The organism is Campylobacter coli (genome assembly GCA_039516895.1).
Lineage (GTDB): Bacteria > Campylobacterota > Campylobacteria > Campylobacterales > Campylobacteraceae > Campylobacter_D > Campylobacter_D coli_B.
On the sequence record CP154437.1, the window covers coordinates 555,734 to 574,702 of the forward strand.

The window sequence follows — 18,969 nt, forward strand, 5'->3', positions numbered from 1 at the left end:
TTGTTATTGGTTTGGATTATTTTTATTTTTAATATTATTTTGGCTTTTTTAAGTATAGACTTTGCAAGAATTCATGAAAGTTTTGAGCAAATTAAACTTGCTTTTTTTGCTAGTATTTTTATTTTGTCTTTAACTTTAATATTTTTCCTTTTTTGGCAAAAGCGAGCTTTGGCTAAGAAAGATCAAAAAATTTTATTAATTAAAAATGAATTTATACATTCTAAAGAGATAGATATCGAAACGAGTTTGGATTTGATTCGGGAAAAAATAGCACATTTAAATCAAGACTTGTTCAAGATTTCTCATGAAAAAGAAACTTACGCAAAATTGCTAGAAGATAGTTTATATCAAATTGGCAATATCGAGGGTGTTGTAAGATGTTTAGATGAGGAAGAAGCAAGTAGAGAAATCAAATCACTTGTTTTAAATGCATTAAAACATCAAAAAGAACAAATTAGACTTGGACTCAATCAAGCTTTAGAATATCATAAAAGCATAGGAGTAGCACAGGGTAATGTTTTGCAATTTGAAGCAAGTGCTGCAATAGTAAGCGATGATGAGCTTGAGTCATTTTTGCTAGCCAATTTATTGTCTTATTTTGGTATAGAAAATACTATTTTTAAGAGCTTGAGTTTTGATATTAATGATTTTCATGTGGTTTTCATTAAGGATAAAATTTTAGAGCAAAGTTCTAAAAAAGCCGATGATTTTATCGTGTTTGGGCGTAGTAAAAACTTATATTATGAGTATTTTTTAAGCTTGCCTTTTGAAAAAAAAGAGCTTGAAAATATTTTGCAAAGAAAACTTGATAAAATTTGTGTTTTAAAATTTCAAACTCCTTATCAAAATAATGTTTTGCTTTTTAAACAAAATGAGTTTGATGCAACTTTGTTTTTCAATATCATAGAAAAACAATGCTCTCAAAATATGCGTGTAAATTCTTTTAGCGAATTAAAAAAAGAACTAAAAAAGGAAGCTTATCGTTTAGTATTGCTTGATTATGAATTGATTAAATTTGATCTTGAGCAGATGCGTTCTATTCTTAGTGCTTATAAAAAGCAACACCCTCAAAGTCATATTATATTTTTTTCTAAAGAAAGAGTGAGGGATTTTGATTGCGTAAGTGAAGTTTTAAATGATATCAGTAGAAATGATCTTATAGCTTTGATTAGAAAATATTTGCCTAAAAATTAGGCTTTATAGAATTTAACTCCTGCTAGATTAAGAATCTTCACTTTTTCTTCTTTTATAAGCTTATCCAAAAGAACTTGGGAAGCTTTATCTAATTTATTTTCTATATCTATCTCACTTTGCGAGCGTAGATGAAGCATTTTTAATAATTCTTCTTCACCAAAATTTAACTTTTCGCCCTCATAATGCCTTTTAGGTAAAAGCACAGGAGTGGAAGTTATGAGTTTAGAAAGTTCTAAAAGTCTTTCTTTGCTTATTTTTTTAACCGCATAAGCTGGAGGTCTATCGATAGTGCTTAAATCAACTCTTAAGGGCGCTATTTTAGCTAAAGCTTGATTTAAAGCGATAAATTCTTCTTCATTGTCATTAAGATCTTTTACGACAAGGATTTCCATTACAAGATCGCCTTTAAATTGGGTTTTAAATTCTGCCATTTTTTCTATCATTTTTTCCAAATCGATATTTTTTAAAGCTCTATCGATACGGTAAAAGGTTTTAGAAATAGCACTATCTAGGCTGAATTTAACCACATCTAGCTTTAACAAGGTATTGAATTTATCTTGATCTAAAACTGCAGTGCCATTGCTTAAAATGAGCAATTTTTTATCTTTGGCGATCTTGCGTAAGGATGAGATTAATTCATCTAAATGCGGATAAAGGCTTGGTTCCCCATTGGCTGTTAAGGTAAGAAAGTCAAATAAGACATTTTTTTCAAGAGCGCTTTGAACTTCTAAAATAATTTCTTCTACGCTTACAATCTCATCTTGCTTTGCTTGAGGTTTTTGAGCTTCAAGTTCGCAATATACGCAATCAAAATTGCATTGTTTCTTACTAGGACTTAGGTCAATGCCTAAAGATCTTCCAAAGCGTCTTGAATTGATGGGACCAAAGAGAATTTTCATTTGGCTGAACTTTCTTGCACGAGCTGGATAAAGTATTTTGCATTTTCAACAGGAATATCAGGTAAGATTCCATGTCCTAGATTGAAAATATGGGCTTTATTTTGCATAATTTCAAGAATATTTTCTACGCCTTGTTTGATAGCTTTTTTATCATAAAGTCTGCAAGGTTCCATATTGCCTTGTAGGGTGTATTGGTGGGATAATTTATCGCGCGCTAGATCAAGAGGAGTGCTCCAATCAACCCCAAAAACATCAAAATTTCCATCGATTTTATCCAAATAACCACTAATACCTTTAGGAAATAAAATTACAGGTATGTGAGGGTATTTATTTTTGATAAAATCAGAAATTTCAAGCATGTATTTAAATGAAAAATCAAAAAATTTATCACATTCTAAAGCACTCGCCCAGCTGTCAAAAATTTGTACTGCATTCGCGCCTGCTTTGATTTGTTCTTCTAGGTAAGATTTTAAAACTTGGGTGAGTTTATTTAAAATTTCATGCAAAAGTTCTGGATTTTGATAAAGCATTTTTTTGCATTTTGCATAATTTTTACTCCCACTTCCTTCTATCATATAAGTTGCTATGGTCCAAGGGCTGCCACAAAATCCTATCAAAGCTTTATCAAGAGGCAATTTTTCGCGTGTTAGTTTTAAAGCATCATAAACATAGTTTAGTTTTTTAGAAGCATTTTGATCATCTAGCTTGTTAAGATCTTCTAGGGTTGAAATAGGTGTTTGAAATACCGGTCCTTCGCCTTTTTCAAAGCGTAAATTCATTCCCATTTCAAGAGGGACTACTAAAATGTCTGAAAAGATAATCGCTGCATCAACCCCTAAAATATCAACAGGTTGTAAAGAAACCTCCGAAGCTCTTTTGTAGTCTTTACATAAAGATAAAAAATCTCCCGCCTCTTGTCTAACTTTCATATATTCAGGCAAATATCTTCCTGCTTGACGCATCATCCAAACGGGTGTATAAGGTGTGGGTTTTTTAAAGCAAGCGTCGATAAAAATCATAGTTTTCCTTTGTTTTTTTGATAAAATTATAACAGAAATTGATAAAAATAAATGTGTTTTATTGTGTGAAAGATTTATGATTGTCTTATTTTGGTATTTTATAAATTTATACGAGAATTGAAAATTCTCGCAATGAAATTTTAAGTTTAAATTTATATTTTAGCAGTATTTCCCGCATCGATGGTTGCAAAAAGTTTATTGAGTAAATCTTCTTCATTTTTCTTGTATTGATCTTCTCTCATTTTTTGCCAAGCGTAAGATTTAAAATCTTCTTTAACAGCACTAAGATCAAGATCTTCATTAGTAAATTCGCTTGAACTTGTCTTTTTATCTTCCTTATCTTCTTTGTTTTTAACTTCATTTAGAGTAGCTTGAAATTCATCTGCTGAAGTGCTTTTTTCCTTAACTTTGGTTGTAGCACTAAACATAGAGCTTGAAGTTGTTTGGATATCTTTTACCACCATTTTCTCCTCCTTTGTTGTTGATTTTAAATTAGATAAGCAATTTTTATTCCAATTTAGAATTTTTAAAAGATTTTTTTGCAAATTTTGAATAACTTATCAAAAATTAAGATAAAAAGAGTTTTTATGGCTTTGTTAATTTTTCTTAAAATAAATCCGTATTGTGATGGTTAAAAATTTTATATTTTGATTTTTTTAAAAAAATTAAAAATATTTTTGTTACAATAAAACAAAAAACAAGGAGAGGCAATGAAGATAATTTTATTGACAATTTTAAGTTTTCTTAGCTTATGGGGCTTGAGTTTTGATGAGCTTATATATAAAAATGAAGTCAAACCAAGCTTTGATTGTTTTAAGGTTAAAGATAATGGCAAAAATGATGATGAATTAATTATATGCAATAAAATAGGTGCTATTAATGAATTTGAAAATAAAAAACTTGCTTTGATGGATAATATCTTTATAAGTTTATATCAAGAGCTTTTAAAAAATGCAAATGAAAATGTAAAAGAAGATTTTAAATTGGTTGTTAAAAAAATGTTTAGAGAAAGAAAAAATTGCACTAAAGCCGCATCAAATGATTATATCCAAGCAAGTCAAGATCCTCAATCGCCTTTTGTTTACAAGACTGATTGTATAGAAAAAACTTATGCTAGAGCGTTTTTAGAGCTTATGCAAAAAGCTAAAAAAGATACTCAAAGCAAAGAAAGATTAAAGCAAATTTTTAATAATCAAGTAGATAGGTATGAAAATTTAATCCAAATAAGCATTCAAGATCCTATAGATTTGGAAATTTTTATAGATAATCTAGCCCAAGAGGGCTTGATCGATGATAAGGCTAAATTGAAGCTTTAGAGGGCAATTCTAGAGCAAATTTAGCTGCTTCAAAATAGCTTTTAGTACTGATTTTAGCATTTTTATAGGCCTTATCAAATGCGGTGCCATGATCAACACTTACGCGTATAATGGGCAAATTTAAACTCACATTGATACTTTTTTCAAAATACAAAGCCTTTAAAGGTGCTAAGCCAAGATCGTGATACATAGCTATCAAGCGATTGCATACTTTTAAATTTGATTTTGTAAAAGCTGTATCTGCGACTAAAGGGTAGGGCAAATAAACACCTTTTGAATTAAAATTTAAAAGCAATTCTTTTTGCAAATTCTCATCTTTTAGAGCTTTTTTAAAGAATTTTTCATCTTTTTTAGAATTTAAAAAAGCATTAACGAAAGCGATAGCTTTTTGCATAAGTTCTTCTTCTTTGCCGCCTATTACCCCATAATCTCCTGCATGCGGGTTAAAGCCTAAAAGTCCGATTTTTTTAAAGAGAGTTTCTTGATAAAAGTCTTTTAAAAAAATACTTAAATTTTGAAAAGTGATTTTTTTGCTTACTTTTGCTAAGGGAATATGCTCGCTAAAAAGTCCTACAAAAAGTTCTTTACATCCTAACATCATGATGGCATTTTTTTTAAAAAAGAATCTTAGTGCGTCAGTATGTCCTTTAAATTCAAGCCCCGCATTCTCCCAAGCTTTTTTATGTATAGGTAGAGTAAGTAGGGCGTGTGCGTGGTTTTTATAAACAAAATAGCTTGCCGCCTTAAAGCTTAAAAAGCTATAAAGTCCACTTTTTGCATCTATCTCTCCTGCTTTAATGTCAAAGTTTTCATCCACTTTTAAATTTAAAGGCAAGCCAAAAGAATAAATTTCAAGAGAATTATGCTTTTTAAGCAGTGTAAATTCATAATTTTTAGCATCCTTAAAAGCTACGATTTTTGCATTTAAAAGCTCTAAATTTAAAAGTTTTAAAGCTTTTTGGAGCAAGCTTTCATGGATAAAATAATAAGGAGTGCAAATTTGGCTTAATTTTTCATGTGAGCGTGCTAGAATTTCAAGCCCTATGCCATTGATATCGCCTATACTGATGGCTAATTTTTTCATCTTTGAAGCAGCGCTTTCATTTCTAAAATCGCATTTTGTAGCCCTACAAAAACCGATCTTGCTACAATACTTTGGCCGATATTAAGCTCGCAAATTTCTTTGATATTTACTATTTGGCTTACATTTTTATAGTTTAGTCCATGCCCAGCAGCGACTTTTAATCCAAGCTCTACTCCTTTTTTAGCACAAATTTCTATATTGCTTAATTCTTCTTCAAATTGATTTTGCAATATTTTTTTACTTAAATCAAATTCCTTTAAGGCAAAGGCGGTGTGAGAGATATTGCTAAAAAGTGCGTTATGTAAATTTGCATAATGCCCTGTGTGAAGTTCTATAAAATCAGCTTTTAACTCATATGATTTTTGTATGTCTTCTAAGCTAGGATTGATAAAAAGCGAAACCTCAATTTCTGCATTTTGAAGTTTTTCTATACTTTCTTTAATTTTATCATGATTTAAGTTTAGTCCACCTTCTGTGGTAAGCTCTTCTCTTTTTTCAGGCACTAAGGTGATGCGATGAGGTTTTAATTTAAGCGCTAAGTTTAGAATCTCATCATTTAAAGCACATTCTAAATTAATAGGACTTTTACAAAAGCGTATGATATTTTCTAAGTCAAAATCTTGAGCATGACGGCGATCTTCTCTTACATGTAAAGTGATTTGATCCCCAAATTTGGCTGCTATAAAAGCAGCTTCTAAAAGATCAGGATCATTTACCATTCTAGCTTGTCTTAATACTGCAATGTGATCGATATTTACACCTAAAAGCATATTTTTCCTTTAGAACTTTTTTGCTATTATACTATAAATTTAAATAAGGAAAGCGATGTTAGGTATAGATCTTGGCTCAAATACTTTAAGAGCGGTTTTTATAAATGAAAAATTGGAAAAGTTAGATGAATATGAATTTATCATAGGCTCGGCTAAAAATTTAGATAAAACGGGAAAGATAAGCGATGAAGCCATAGAAAAACTTTGCAACGCACTTCAAGAAATAGCTAAAAAATACGATCTAAGCCAAGCAAAAGCAGCCGCAACTGCAGCTTTTAGAAAGGCAAGCAATACAAGTGAAATTTTTACTCGTTTAAAGCAAGAATTTCAAATCGATTTTAAGGTTATAGATGCCAAAAGTGAAGCTAAAATCAGTGTTTTGGGTATGAAAATGGGGCTTTTAAATTTAGGCTTAAATTTGGATTGTGGATATTGTGATTTAGGGGGTGCATCTTGTGAATTTTCTTTTAGAGAGAATTTTCAAAGTTTTGATTTTGGTATTATCAGTTTTTATGAAAAATGCAAGATAAAAAGAAGCGTAAATTCTTTTTCTTTTAAAAAAATACTTCAAAAATATCCTGATTTTCCTTATAAATTTAAAGATAAAAAGCTAAAAATCCATTTTTTAATCCATGATAATTTTTTAAAAACCATGGCTTTTGAGGCTTTTAAACAAAGCAATGAATTAAAAAAAATGCTTAAACAAAGTAAGATGAAAAATATCGTTTTAAATTCAGGCGTTCCTACGGCTCTAGCGGCTTTAAAAAAAGGATTAAACTATGAAACATACGATGCGAAGAAAATCAATGGATCAAGATTAAATGTCAATGATTTTTTAAATTTTGGGCAAAAACTTTGGTATATGGATGAAAAAAGAGCAAGTTTTTGGGTAGGAAATACGCGTAAAAATTATTTGGTTGCGGGATGCTTTTTACTTTTTAGCATTTTTGAGAGAGAAAAGCTTATAGTGATTGATGAGGGTTTAAGAGAGGGGCTTTGTATGGCTGATTTAAATTTTTAATCATTCTTGTTTTTATGTAAAAAATTATAAAGATAAACTTTCAACGCTTTATTTTATGAGAAGTGTTAATGCTAGAATTTTGCAAATTCAAAGAAGTGAAATTTTTCATCAAAATTAAAAAATAAAATTTTACTTTGTGAAAGAAAATTTTCATAAGTCTTAAGATTTTTATCTTTGGTGTATTTTAATAATTCTTCAAAACCAAAATCAATCAAGGCTTGGTTTTGTTTTTTTAGAGCTAAGAGTTTAAAATCATGTTCTTTTATAAGCTGTTGAATTTGCGTAAAATTAATATTATAGGTTAAATCGCTTTTACCAAAAAAATCTTTTAAAGTGATTTCAAAAGGATTAAAAACTTCATGTTTTTGATAAATTCTAATGCTAAATTGTTCGGGATTAAACACGCCATAATCAAAACTTGCAAAGATAAATTTTTTAGAAGCTTTATCCAAATCTTTAAAAAATTCTTCCAATTCTAGGCTTAATTCGCCTTTTTTTAAATTTAAAACTTCGCATTTTTCTTTTAATTTAGCCTCCATGGGTTCAAAAACAAGTTTAAAATCTTGCACAAAGGCCATTTTATCATTATCTATCAATTCACAAGCAAAACTATCAAAAAGCTCATTGCAAAAGAAAAAGGCATTTTCAAAATGACATTCTTTTAAGCTTCTCTTATGTGTAAATTCCACGCCTTCTAAGGTCTTTTTTTGTAAATTTCTTAATTTTTCATGAGGTTCTATGATAAAAAAAGAAAGCTTGGAAAAAATTTCAGGCCTAAATTCAAGTAAAGCAGCTAAAAAATCCCTGCTTAAATAGCCCTCATTGGCTCCTATTTCTACGAGTTCTAAGGGAAGTTTTAAGACTTTTTTATCTACAAGATCTAAAAAATGCTTTGCTAAAAGAGTGCCAAAAAGATTTCCCACGCTTACTGCGGTAAAAAAATCTCCATTTTTACCTATACTAACAGCGTTTTTATAATAACTTTCATGCAGCCAAGTATGAAAAAATTCACTGAATTTCATTGAAAAAGTGTATTGAATTTAGAGATAAAATCCAAAGGATCTACCTGCTTGCCTCCAGCTAAAATACCAAAATGCAAGTGTGGTCCACTAACCCTTCCTGTAGCCCCACTCAGTCCTAAAAAATCACCTTTTTTAATCCTTTGTCCTACCTTGACTTCGATTTTAGAAAGATGATAATACTGCGAGTAAATTCCAAAACCATGATCAATGACTACGGATTTTCCTGCAAAATAACGATCTTTTGCTATTTTTACTATGCCTGAATTAGCCGCATAGATAGGAGTTCCCACAGCAGCTCTAAAGTCCGTTCCGCTGTGATAGCTTGCAACTTTTTCATTAAAGGTTCTTGCTTTGCCAAAATCACTTGTGATAAAAGAATCTAAAGGAGTATTAAAAGAGCCATCAAATAAAGCTTTTGGAGTATAAGAGCTATAAATTGCATTAGCTTCTTTAAATTCTTTAGCAATGCGTTCTTGAACGGCTTTAGGTGGAAAAATTTTTTTATTTTCTACGCTTAATTTTTCACTTTTATAATTGCCTTCTAAAGTTTTTATAAAAATTTCTTCTTTTTTGTTTTTGTAAAGAGCAATCAGTTTTGTATTTTGAGGTGGATTTTTATAAGGCAGTGAAAATATAGCTAAAATTTTTTCTTGATTTTTAGGATGAGGAAAGGTGGCTAAAATTTTATCCTCATTTTTTAAAGAAATAAAATCTTTTTTATCCAGTTCCAAAAATAAAGCTTGTCCTTTGATAAGCTCGAAATTTTGAGCACCAAAAAGCCAAAGAGCAAGGCTTAGAAAAAGCCAAAAAGCTTTCATAGGCTTAACTCTTTAAGATCAGCGATTTTTAGGAATTCTTCGTAAATTTCATAGATAAGTGCTTGGCGATTATTTTTAAGTTTTTCATCTTCAGCATTGATCATTACTTTATCGAAAAATTCATCTATAAAAGGTTTAAGCGAAAAGAGATTTTCAAGTTTTTCTTGTAAAGAGTGTGCTTGAATTTTTTCCTTAAAGGCTTTATAAAGTTTATTTTCTGCTTCTTCAATAAAGAGGTTTTCATCGACTTTGTGTGAAGTTTTATTAGCGATATTGGCCAGTCTTTTAAAGGTAGTGAAATTTTCTTGAAAATTAGCTTTTTTGCTTAATTCTATAAGGGCTTTTACGCTTTGATTGATGTGGATAAGATCTGTATTTTTAGAACTTAAAACCGCTTTGATAAAAGAAGCGTTAACGCTATAAAAGGTATAAAGTCTTTCAAAAATAAAATCTTTTAAAATTTGCATATCAAAGTTTTTATAGTGGCTTGCTAGTTTTTCTAGTAGTGCTTGAATGTCAAATTCTTTGTTTAAATTTAGGGCAATTTTGATTATCCCATTAGCAGCGCGTCTTAAAGCGTAAGGATCTTTCGTACCGCTTGGAATTTTGCCTATGCTAAAAAGTCCTATGAGAGTATCAAGCTTGTTCGCAAGGGCAACTATGCTTGAAAATTCAGTGCTAGGAAGTGGAGCTTGTTCGGAATTTGGCAGGTATTGCTCCTTTATAGCAAGACAAATTTCATAATCTAAGCCCATTTTTTGTGCATAATAGCTTCCCATAATCCCTTGCAAATCTGTAAATTCATAGACCATTTGCGTTGCTAAGTCAGCTTTTGCGTATTTGATCGCAGTACTTATGTTCGCGATTTTATCATTGTTTAGCATTTGGCATAAAACTTCAGCGATTTTTATCTCTCTTAGACTTTTATCTTGCATTGTTCCTAAGCCTTCAAGATAAGTCATTTTAGCGAGTTTTTCAGGATTTAAGCCACTTTGCAAATCGTTTTGATAGAAAAACATTGCATCACTAAGCCTTGCGCGCAAAACCCTTTCATTGCCATGAATGATTTTTGAGTAATCCTCGCACACCGCATTGCTTACCACGATAAAATGATTACTTAGGCCTTTTTCATTAAAGACTGCAAAATAGCGTTGATTTTCTCTCATGGAAGTAATGATAACTTCGCTAGGAATTTGAAGATATTCTTCTTCAAAACTTCCTAAAAGTGCATTAGGATATTCTGTGATGGCAATAACTTCAGCCAAAAGCTCTTCATCTTCGCCTATTTGGATATTGTTTTGGCTTTCTAGGAGTTTAAATTGCTTGAGTATTCTTTCTTTTCTTTGGAGCGGATCTAAGATGATATGATTTTTCTCTAAAAGGCTAAAATACTCTTTTGCGTTATTAAATTCTTGCAAGTCATAGCTTACACTTCTATGTACAAAAGTCTTTTTAGCACTCTTAACGCCATAGCTTTCAAATTCGACTAAATTATCATCTAGAATACAAACTATAGAGCGGATTGCACGGATAAATTCAAAAGAATTAGCACCCCAGCGCATACTTTTGCCAAAGTTAAGGCTTTTTAAGAATTGATGAATCATTTCTCCTAAAACTTCTTGACTTTGCGAACCTTTAATGGCTTTTTGATGATATAAGACTTCTTTACCCTTGATCTCTTTAAAAGAAAGCTCACTTTCGCTAATACCTGCTTTTTGTAAAAAGCTTTGCCCTGCGGCTGATAATTGCCCCTCTTTATAAGCGACATTTTTAGGCGCACCTATAAATTCAGCAAAGCTATCTTCTTGTTTGCTTGCGAAATTTTCATGAAAAATCACTAAACGACGAGGAGTGTAGTAAAATTTAAAATCACTCACCAAGCGATAATCTTCTAAAACATCTTTCCATTTTTTTTCTATATTGGCTAATTCTTTTAGTAAAGGAATAGCAGGTAGCTCTTCTGTTCCGATTTCTATTAATAATTCACTCATATATTACTCTTTTAAAAATTTATTTTATTTTAACTCAATTTTCATTAAAAAACTTATAAATATCTCTCTAAAAAGTTTTTAAGTTCGCTTGCATTGCTAAATTCATTTTCTTGTAAATCCTTTTGATACCATTTAGCGTGAAAATAAGGTATATTCGCATTTTTTGCACATTCTCTATCTTTTTGACTATCGCCTATAAAAATACTTGTTTTATGGGGTGCTTCAGACTTTAAAAGATCAAGCATCATAGGATGGGGTTTTGGTTCTATACCAAGACTTACGCCTAAAATTTTATCAAAATAAGGAATGATTTCATGTTTTTTAAGTATACTAGAAAGTGAGCTTTGGGGTGCATTAGTAGCGATAGCTAAAAAACAATTTTGTTCTTTTAAAAATTCCAATATATCTTTAATCCCTTCAAATAAAACTACGCTTTGCTCATAGTGTTTGATGAAATATTTTTCAAAACCATCTTTAAAGCTAGAATGATGAAAATTATCGATACTATAAAGCTCTTTTGCCCAGTCTACATTTGGGGTATTGATGGTTTGCATAATTTTTTCCCTAGAAAGTGGGCTTAAGTTTAGTTCATTTCTTATCTCATTAACAGCACAAGATATAGCGTTTGCGCTGTCGATTAAGGTGCCGTCCATATCAAAAAATACATTAATCATAATAATCCTTCAAATAAGTTTTATGTTTTTCTTTTTTTTCGCCTTTTTTGAGTTTATCCAAAGCATTTGCAAGGCTTAGAAGCTCTTCTTTTTGTTTTGAGAAGTCAAGGCAATTATTTACAAAATTTTCTAAGGTTTTATTATAGCTTGAATTTAAATTTACTGCCTCGCATTTTTCAACTATTTTTTTATTTTTTTCCATTCTTTCTTGAAATTTTTCTTTATCAAAATTTTCTTTTTTTAAAGCTGAAATAGCTGCATTTGCAAATTTTTCTAAAGCTCTTAAATATTTAACTCTTAGAGTTTTTTCATCAATTTTTGCCAATATTATCCTTTAAGTGTTTTTATGAATTCTGCATTCTAGAGCTTCTTGGACCAAATTTCTTGCGATGACTTTTTCAGATCTTACAATGCGAATATTCTCATCAATGCTTGAAAAAAGCATCTTTTCAAGACTACCATTGACATGGATAATTGTGTCAATAGGCTTTGGATAAGAAGCTAAGACTTGACAAATCATTTCGAGTTTAGCTTCGTTGGTTATGGTTACGATTGCTACTGCACATTCTGTTATGTTGGCTATTTTGAGTGTTTCTTCTTGAGCGGCATTAGCAAAAACGACATTTTCGCCCCGACTTATACCAAGCTCTACCAAATTTAAATCACTTTCTAAAACCAAATAAGGAACACCAGTATTTTTGATTTTTTGCACTATCTCTTGCCCTAAGCGTCCATATCCAAAGATTACAAGATGATTTTTTAGAGTGCTGTGAGTGCTTTGCTGAACGACATTGGTATTTAAAGTCATATCTTCTACTACATTGGCTATTTTTCTTATATTGTTTAATACAAAAGGAGTGATAATCATAGTTATAATAGAAACGACAATCAAAATTTGAGCAGTTTCAACATCTAACATGCTTTTTGCTTGCAAGAGCGAAAAGATCGCTAAGGCAAATTCTCCAACTTGGGCAATGGAAAAGGCAGTTTTTAATGCCACTCTTTTTTTGGTATATAAAAATAAAAAACCACACACTATGCCGAATTTTAAACCCATTATGAGCAGAGTTAAAACACAGATAATAAACCAATTTTGCGCTACGATGCTAGGTTGAATTTGCATTCCTACGGTTATAAAAAATAAACCTAAAAGCAAGTCTCTAAAAGGGATTAAATCTGCTTCGATTTTGTGTTTGTATTTAGTTTCTGCTATCAAGGCTCCTGCAATAAACGCCCCTAAAGAATAAGAAAAACCAAAATAATGCGCCAAAAAGCTTGCTCCAATCACCATAAAAAGTATAGTGCTGATAAAAATTTCTTGTGAGGAGGCGCGTATGATGAGCCTAAATATCCTATCGACTAAGTATTTACCTATAAAGAAAAGCAGAGCAATTAAAATGGCCGCTGAAAGAAGGGTTGTGAGTAATAATTGTCCTATGTTTTGATTGTTTGAAGAGAAGAAATCTACAAGCAATAATAAAGGAATAACAGCTATATCTTGAAAAAGTAAAATTCCTAAAGCTTTTCTTCCATATTGCTCATTGATATCGCCATTATCATTTAAAATTTTAAGCACCACAGCGGTTGAAGAAAGAGCTAGAGCAAAACCTACTATGGTTGCACTTTTGTCACCAAGTCCTAAAATTCCTATAGCTAGCAACATAAAAACAAAGCCACAGGTAAGCATTTGCAAGGAGCCATTTAAAAATACTTCCTGTTTCATAGCCATTAAATGCTTAAAAGAAAATTCAAGCCCTATGGTAAACATTAAAAATACTATACCAAATTCAGCAATATGTGCAATCTCACCCTTGCCGCTTAGATGATAAATTTCAGAAATAATCTCTCCTGCGGCAATGTAGCCGATAATAGTAGGAATTTCAAATTTCTTAAAAATAACATTAAGAACGATAGCTATGGCAGCTGTAATTAAAAAAATTTCTAAAAAATTACCCATCTATTTTTTTTCATAAAAAATTAAATCAAAGCTATTTTTATGTTTTACAACCGCTTTCGAGCTTGCGTTTGGATTTTGTTGCTTACTAAGCTCTAAGCGTAACTCATCGATTAAATTTTCAAATTCGTGGAGTTGATTTTTAAGCTTTAAGATTACATCTACTCCTGCTAGATTTACCCCCATATCGCGCGTTAAACGCAAGATAAGTTTTATACGATCGATATCTCTTTGAGAATAGAGTCTTATTTTTCCATCAGTTCTACTAGGCTCTATCAAGCCTTCTCTTTCGTATTGTCTTAGGGTTTGTGGATGTATACTCAACACTTTTGCTACAACGCTTATTAGATATACGGGTTCATCATAATGGTGTTCCATGACTTTACTCCTTTTTTATGATAGTTTTTCTTTTAACATTTCGATTAATTTCTCATCTAGGGTTTCAGTATTTGGTAAAACAACATTTAATACCAAGTACATATCTCCATAGATATCACTTTTGCGATTTTGTACTCCATAGCCTTTAAGACGAATTTTTTGTCCATTTTTAGAATTTGCAGGTATGGTTATGGTGGCTTCTTTTTTACTTTCTTTAAGGGTATTAACGGTAACTTTTCCACCAAATAGAGCCGTTTTTAAAGAGATGTCAACTTTTTGATATAAGTCATCATCTTCTCTTTGATATATTTCACTTTCTCCTAATTTGACTACAACAATTAAATCCCCGCGTGTTCCGTTACGCCCCTTTTTGCCTTTGTTGCGAATTCTAAGCTTTTCTCCTTGTTTGATTCCGTGTGGAATTTTAAATTTGATGGTTTCTCCTTGAAGGCTAAAGCTATATTCTCCACCTGTTACTGCTTTTTCAAAAGGAATGCTAAGTTCTATAGTAGAATCTAAATCTTCTTCTTCAAATCCACCAAAACCCCCAAATCCAGCACTAAAGCCTTTTGATGAAAAACCATTAAAACGACTTCCTTTAGAAGAGCCTCCTCCAAAACCTCCGCCAAAGAGATCTTTTAAGATATCATCCAAATTGACTCCACCTGCATTTCTTGAGAAGTCATGGAAACTTTGCCCTCCAAACATGGAGTCTCCATATTGATCATATTGTGCGCGTTTTTTTTCATCGCTTAAAATTTCATAAGCAGCATTAATTTCTTTAAATTTTTCTTCGGCACCTTTTTCTTTATTGATATCAGGATGATATTGTCTTGCTAAACGACGATAGGCTTTTTTTATCTCATCTGCACTAGCATTTTTAGACACTCCAAGTGTTTCATATAAGCTATTCATGTTATTCCTTAAAAAATATATAATTGTTTTATTTAAGTAGAAATTATATCAAAAACTTTAGCCTAAGTCAATCAAGTTTTATAAATTTTTATCACTCAAGCTTTCATTTACAATTTTGTAAATTTTCGGTTTTATACTTATGAAATGCGTAAAATATTTTACAAATCATATGTTTTTTAAGAATAATATAAACAAAAAAGGAAGCAAAATGAAAAAGCTTATTTTATCATTGAGTTTAGCAAGTGCTTTATTTGCTGCAAATATCAATTTTAATGAAACAAGCATAACAACCAATCGTGTTAATCCTGCGGCTGGAGATACAATTCTTTCTTATCATGATTCGATAAAAGATGCTAAAAAATCTGTTGTAAATATCTCTACTTCAAAAACTATCACAAGGGTCAATCGTCCAAGTCCTTTGGATGATTTTTTTAATGATCCTTATTTTAAACAATTTTTTGATTTTGATTTTCCACAAAGAAGAGGAGGGAATGATAAAGAAGTGGTCAGTTCTTTGGGTTCAGGCGTGATTATTTCGCAAGATGGTTATATTGTTACAAATAACCATGTAGTAGATGATGCAGATACCATTAGCGTAAGTTTACCAGGCAGTGATACAGAATATAAAGCAAAGCTTATAGGCAAGGATCCAAAGACAGATTTAGCGGTGATTAAAATAGAGGCAAATAATCTTTGGGCTATTACTTTCACAAATTCAGATGATTTAATGGAAGGAGATGTTGTTTTTGCTTTAGGAAATCCTTTTGGTGTTGGATTTAGTGTTACAAGTGGGATAATTTCTGCTTTAAATAAAGACAATATAGGTTTAAACCAATATGAAAACTTTATTCAAACAGATGCTTCAATCAATCCTGGAAATTCAGGTGGTGCCTTAGTGGATAGTCGTGGATTTTTAGTAGGGATAAATTCAGCTATTCTTTCTCGTGGGGGTGGAAATAATGGTATTGGATTTGCAATACCTTCAAATATGGTAAAAGATATAGCTAAAAAGCTCATTGAAAAAGGTAGGATTGATAGAGGATTTTTGGGTGTAACTATTTCTGCTTTACAGGGTGATACTAAAAAAGCTTATAAAAATCAAGATGGTGCTTTAATTACTGATGTGCAAAAAGGCTCAAGTGCCGATGAAGCAGGACTTAAGCGCGGAGATTTGGTGACTAAGGTGAATGATAAAGTAATTAAAAGTCCAAGTGATCTTAAAAACTATATAGGTACTTTAGAGATAGGTCAAAAAATTATACTTGATTATGAAAGAGATGGGGAAAATAAAAGAGTTGATTTTACCCTCAAAGGAGAAAAAGAAAATCCTAAGACTGTTCAAAATGATTTGATTGAGGGTATGACTTTAAGGAATTTGGATCCAAGATTTAAAGAGCGTTTGCAAATTCCAAAAGATGTAAATGGGGTTTTTGTAGAAAGTGTTAAAGATAAGAGTAGGGCTAAGGATTCAGGATTTCAAGAAGGTGATATCATCATAGGTGTAGGACAAAATGAAATTAAAAATTTAAAAGATTTAGAACAAGCTTTAAAGCAAGTAAAGAAAAAAGAATTTACTAAAATTTGGGTTTATCGCAATGGTTTTGCAACTTTGTTGATACTTAAATAGTTTTTACGAAAGGGTTTCCCTTTCATTATATATTTTAGTTTAAAATTTAAAAACCGAGATTAAATATAGTAAAAGGAATGCAATGACAAATATCCTTATGATAGAAGATGATTTAGAACTTGCTGAAATTACGGCTGAATATTTAGAAAAATTTGATATGAAAGTTGATATCGCACATGAGCCTTATATAGGACTTTCAAAGCTTGCTTTAAAAGAATATCAACTTATAATTTTAGATCTTTCTTTACCAGGACTTGATGGGCTTGAAGTGTGTGAAGAAATTCGTAAAAAGTATGATACGCCTATTATTATCTCAAGTGCTAGACATGATATTACAGATAAGGTTAATGCTTTAGAATTGGGCGCGGATGATTATTTGCCAAAGCCTTACAATCCTAAAGAACTTCAAGCGCGCATCAAAAGTCACTTAAGACGCATTTCAAATACAAAAAGTGCCATAGCAAAAAGTGTTAAAGATCTTGTTTATGATCAATACAAGCACATTATCACAATGAAGGGTCAAGAGCTTACTTTAACCAATGCAGAATTTGACATTTTAAGCTATTTGATCAAAAAAGAAGGCGGTGTTGTCAGTCGCGAAGAGCTTGTTTATAATTGTTCTTCAATCAGTGAAGATTCGAGCAATAAAAGTATCGATGTAATTATTAGCCGCATTCGTCAAAAAATGGGTGATGATCCAAAAACTCCAAAATATATCCATTCTATCAGAGGTATAGGCTATAAGCTTACTCAATGAATCGTTCATCTATTTTCTATACCATAACTTTTATTTTTATTTTTGCTGGCGTTAGTGTTATTCTTGGCTTTTTATGGCTCATAGAATATGATCAGCAAAATTACACTAGAGAATTAAATACCAAGTATTCTTTAATAGCTAACGCAAGGCTTTTAAATTTTGCAGGGATAATTAGCGAAAAAGAATTTGAAGAGCAAACAAAAAACTATAACAAAATGGAGTCTGTTGTAGAGGTTAGGCAAATTCGTAGAATTCTATTTGGCGGAGAAGTGTTAGCTAGAGTCGAGGTCAATAATGGCTTGATTGAAATCATCTCTTATGATAGACAAGTGTATTTAAATATTATTTTTGATGGCAAGGTAAATCTTTATAAAGATCAAGATTATCAAACTTATAGATATTTTATCATTAAAGCCATAGCCGTAGCTGTTATTTGTATACTTGTATTGCTTTATATTTATATATTTAAAAAATTAAAACCTCTAAAAGCTTTAAAGAGGCAAATTGATAAATTTGCTCAAGGAAAACTTAATGATATAGAAGATGTAAGCACGGGAGTGGATGAAATTTCTCAAGTAAGTGAAGCTTTTTATCAAGCAATCGTTCAAATTCGTAAGCTCAATCAATCGCGTCAATTTTTCTTAAGAAATATTATGCACGAGCTTAAAACCCCGATTACTAAAGGACTTATCACTCTTGAAATGTTAGAGGATAACAAATACAAAGAAAGATTAGGAAGCATATTTAATCGTCTTGAAATTCTTATCAACGAATTTGCAGCCATAGAACAAATTACTTCCGGAGCAGCATTTATCAACCGCAAAAAATATAATATTTTAGATGTTTTAGATGAGGCCAAAGAAATCGCTATGCGAGATGATAATAACATACGCATTTTTATGGATGAGAGCTTTTTTGTGAATGTAGATTTCAAGCTTTTTACCACTGCGATTAAAAATATGATTGATAATGGTATTAAGCATTCTGAAAATGGCTTTATACAAATTGATATAATGGATGATTATATTTGTTTTAAAAATAGAGGTCCTGAATTAAACAATACTTTAGAGTATTACACTCAAGCTTTTACTCAAGGAGGCTCAAAGCAAAAATCAAGCTTTGGACTTGGACTTTATATAGTTAATACCATTTTAGAATCTCATGGAATGAAGCTTGATTATGATTATGAAGAGGGTGTGAATTTGTTTTATTTTAGAAATTTAAAAAGTATTATTGTTAAAGAATGAATTTTTTTGCATTTTTTTGAAAAAATACTTGACAAAGTTTTAAAAATCAAATATAATTACATTTTACTTTTTAAGATATTCCGGATTAGCTCAGCGGTAGAGTAGTCGGCTGTTAACCGATTGGTCGTAGGTTCGAATCCTACATCCGGAGCCACTTCTAACTCTGTATAAAATCATATTTTTTAATTGATATAACTTAATAAACTTTATCACAATGTGATAAAGTATTTATAATGTTTATTCTGGTTTTTTGAGATTTTTAACGATTTTATCTATCTTCTTA

General features: G+C 31.0%; 19 protein-coding genes and 1 tRNA gene. 7 read left to right on the forward strand and 13 right to left on the reverse strand.

Going from position 1 to position 18,969, the window contains the following annotated elements; translation table 11 throughout:
- Positions 1-1,194 carry a hypothetical protein gene (locus AAID94_02690; protein XAK24442.1) on the forward strand — a complete coding sequence of 398 codons (1,194 nt, stop codon included), beginning with the start codon at positions 1-3 and terminating at the stop codon, positions 1,192-1,194.
- Here the strand turns inward: AAID94_02690 and AAID94_02695 are convergent.
- From AAID94_02695 to AAID94_02705, 3 genes are all read right to left on the reverse strand, one after another.
- Positions 1,191-2,093, reverse strand: a complete 903-nt coding sequence (locus AAID94_02695) for a radical SAM protein (protein XAK24443.1) — start codon at positions 2,091-2,093, stop codon at positions 1,191-1,193. The two genes, AAID94_02690 and AAID94_02695, sit on opposite strands and share 4 nt — an antisense overlap.
- On the reverse strand, positions 2,090-3,112 hold the full coding sequence (gene hemE / locus AAID94_02700) for a uroporphyrinogen decarboxylase (GenBank protein ID XAK24444.1): 1,023 nt from the start codon (positions 3,110-3,112) through the stop codon (positions 2,090-2,092). The genes AAID94_02695 and hemE overlap by 4 nt, the downstream gene beginning before the upstream one ends.
- Positions 3,113-3,264: 152 nt before the next feature.
- Positions 3,265-3,576, reverse strand: coding sequence for a hypothetical protein (locus AAID94_02705; protein XAK24445.1), 312 nt, complete (start codon positions 3,574-3,576; stop codon positions 3,265-3,267).
- A 246-nt stretch (positions 3,577-3,822) separates the two neighbouring features.
- On the opposite strand from AAID94_02705, the gene AAID94_02710 reads away from it, so the two are divergent.
- On the forward strand, positions 3,823-4,428 hold the full coding sequence (locus AAID94_02710; protein XAK24446.1) for a hypothetical protein: 606 nt from the start codon (positions 3,823-3,825) through the stop codon (positions 4,426-4,428).
- On the opposite strand, the gene pdxA is transcribed toward AAID94_02710, so the two are convergent.
- Together pdxA and AAID94_02720 are read right to left on the reverse strand one after the other, a co-directional pair.
- Positions 4,412-5,512 (reverse strand): 4-hydroxythreonine-4-phosphate dehydrogenase, encoded by a 1,101-nt coding sequence (pdxA, locus tag AAID94_02715; GenBank protein XAK24447.1) that lies wholly within the window; start codon positions 5,510-5,512, stop codon positions 4,412-4,414. The two genes, AAID94_02710 and pdxA, sit on opposite strands and share 17 nt — an antisense overlap.
- Complete coding sequence (locus AAID94_02720) at positions 5,509-6,282, reverse strand: pyridoxine 5'-phosphate synthase (GenBank protein ID XAK24448.1); 774 nt, start codon at positions 6,280-6,282, stop codon at positions 5,509-5,511. Before AAID94_02720 ends, pdxA begins: the two co-directional genes overlap by 4 nt.
- Before the next feature lie 55 nt (positions 6,283-6,337).
- Between AAID94_02720 and AAID94_02725 the strand changes: the two genes are divergently transcribed.
- Positions 6,338-7,303 (forward strand): Ppx/GppA family phosphatase, encoded by a 966-nt coding sequence (locus AAID94_02725; protein XAK24449.1) that lies wholly within the window; start codon positions 6,338-6,340, stop codon positions 7,301-7,303.
- 71 nt (positions 7,304-7,374) lie between these two features.
- Here the strand turns inward: AAID94_02725 and AAID94_02730 are convergent, their stop codons facing one another.
- The 8 genes from AAID94_02730 to AAID94_02765 are packed head-to-tail and all read right to left on the reverse strand — an operon-like array spanning position 7,375 to position 15,055.
- Positions 7,375-8,325: an SAM-dependent methyltransferase gene (locus tag AAID94_02730; GenBank protein XAK24450.1), complete on the reverse strand. Its 951-nt coding sequence runs from the start codon at positions 8,323-8,325 to the stop codon at positions 7,375-7,377.
- Positions 8,322-9,143 (reverse strand): M23 family metallopeptidase, encoded by an 822-nt coding sequence (locus AAID94_02735; protein XAK24451.1) that lies wholly within the window; start codon positions 9,141-9,143, stop codon positions 8,322-8,324. Before AAID94_02735 ends, AAID94_02730 begins: the two co-directional genes overlap by 4 nt.
- Positions 9,140-11,134 carry a glycine--tRNA ligase subunit beta gene (gene glyS, locus AAID94_02740; GenBank protein XAK24452.1) on the reverse strand — a complete coding sequence of 665 codons (1,995 nt, stop codon included), beginning with the start codon at positions 11,132-11,134 and terminating at the stop codon, positions 9,140-9,142. The genes AAID94_02735 and glyS overlap by 4 nt, the downstream gene beginning before the upstream one ends.
- Positions 11,135-11,187: 53 nt before the next feature.
- Positions 11,188-11,808, reverse strand: coding sequence for an HAD family hydrolase (locus AAID94_02745; GenBank protein ID XAK24453.1), 621 nt, complete (start codon positions 11,806-11,808; stop codon positions 11,188-11,190).
- A complete protein-coding gene (locus AAID94_02750) occupies positions 11,801-12,133 on the reverse strand; it encodes a hypothetical protein (protein XAK24454.1) in 333 nt (110 codons plus the stop codon). The genes AAID94_02745 and AAID94_02750 overlap by 8 nt, the downstream gene beginning before the upstream one ends.
- Before the next feature lie 9 nt (positions 12,134-12,142).
- Complete coding sequence (locus AAID94_02755) at positions 12,143-13,765, reverse strand: cation:proton antiporter (GenBank protein ID XAK24455.1); 1,623 nt, start codon at positions 13,763-13,765, stop codon at positions 12,143-12,145.
- A complete protein-coding gene (hspR, locus tag AAID94_02760; protein ID XAK24456.1) occupies positions 13,766-14,140 on the reverse strand; it encodes a heat shock transcriptional regulator HspR in 375 nt (124 codons plus the stop codon).
- Between the two features lie 15 nt (positions 14,141-14,155).
- Entirely contained in the window at positions 14,156-15,055 is a 900-nt protein-coding gene (locus AAID94_02765; protein XAK24457.1) for a DnaJ C-terminal domain-containing protein, read from the reverse strand.
- 208 nt (positions 15,056-15,263) lie between these two features.
- Here AAID94_02765 and AAID94_02770 point away from each other — a divergent pair, with 208 nt between their 5' ends.
- From AAID94_02770 to AAID94_02785, 4 genes are all read left to right on the forward strand, one after another.
- Positions 15,264-16,682 (forward strand): DegQ family serine endoprotease, encoded by a 1,419-nt coding sequence (locus tag AAID94_02770; protein XAK24458.1) that lies wholly within the window; start codon positions 15,264-15,266, stop codon positions 16,680-16,682.
- Between the two features lie 82 nt (positions 16,683-16,764).
- Positions 16,765-17,439: a response regulator transcription factor gene (locus tag AAID94_02775; GenBank protein XAK24459.1), complete on the forward strand. Its 675-nt coding sequence runs from the start codon at positions 16,765-16,767 to the stop codon at positions 17,437-17,439.
- Positions 17,436-18,686, forward strand: coding sequence for an ArsS family sensor histidine kinase (locus AAID94_02780; GenBank protein ID XAK24460.1), 1,251 nt, complete (start codon positions 17,436-17,438; stop codon positions 18,684-18,686). Before AAID94_02775 ends, AAID94_02780 begins: the two co-directional genes overlap by 4 nt.
- 79 nt (positions 18,687-18,765) lie before the next feature.
- A tRNA-Asn gene (locus AAID94_02785) sits at positions 18,766-18,840 on the forward strand.
- Positions 18,841-18,969: the final 129 nt, after the last annotated feature.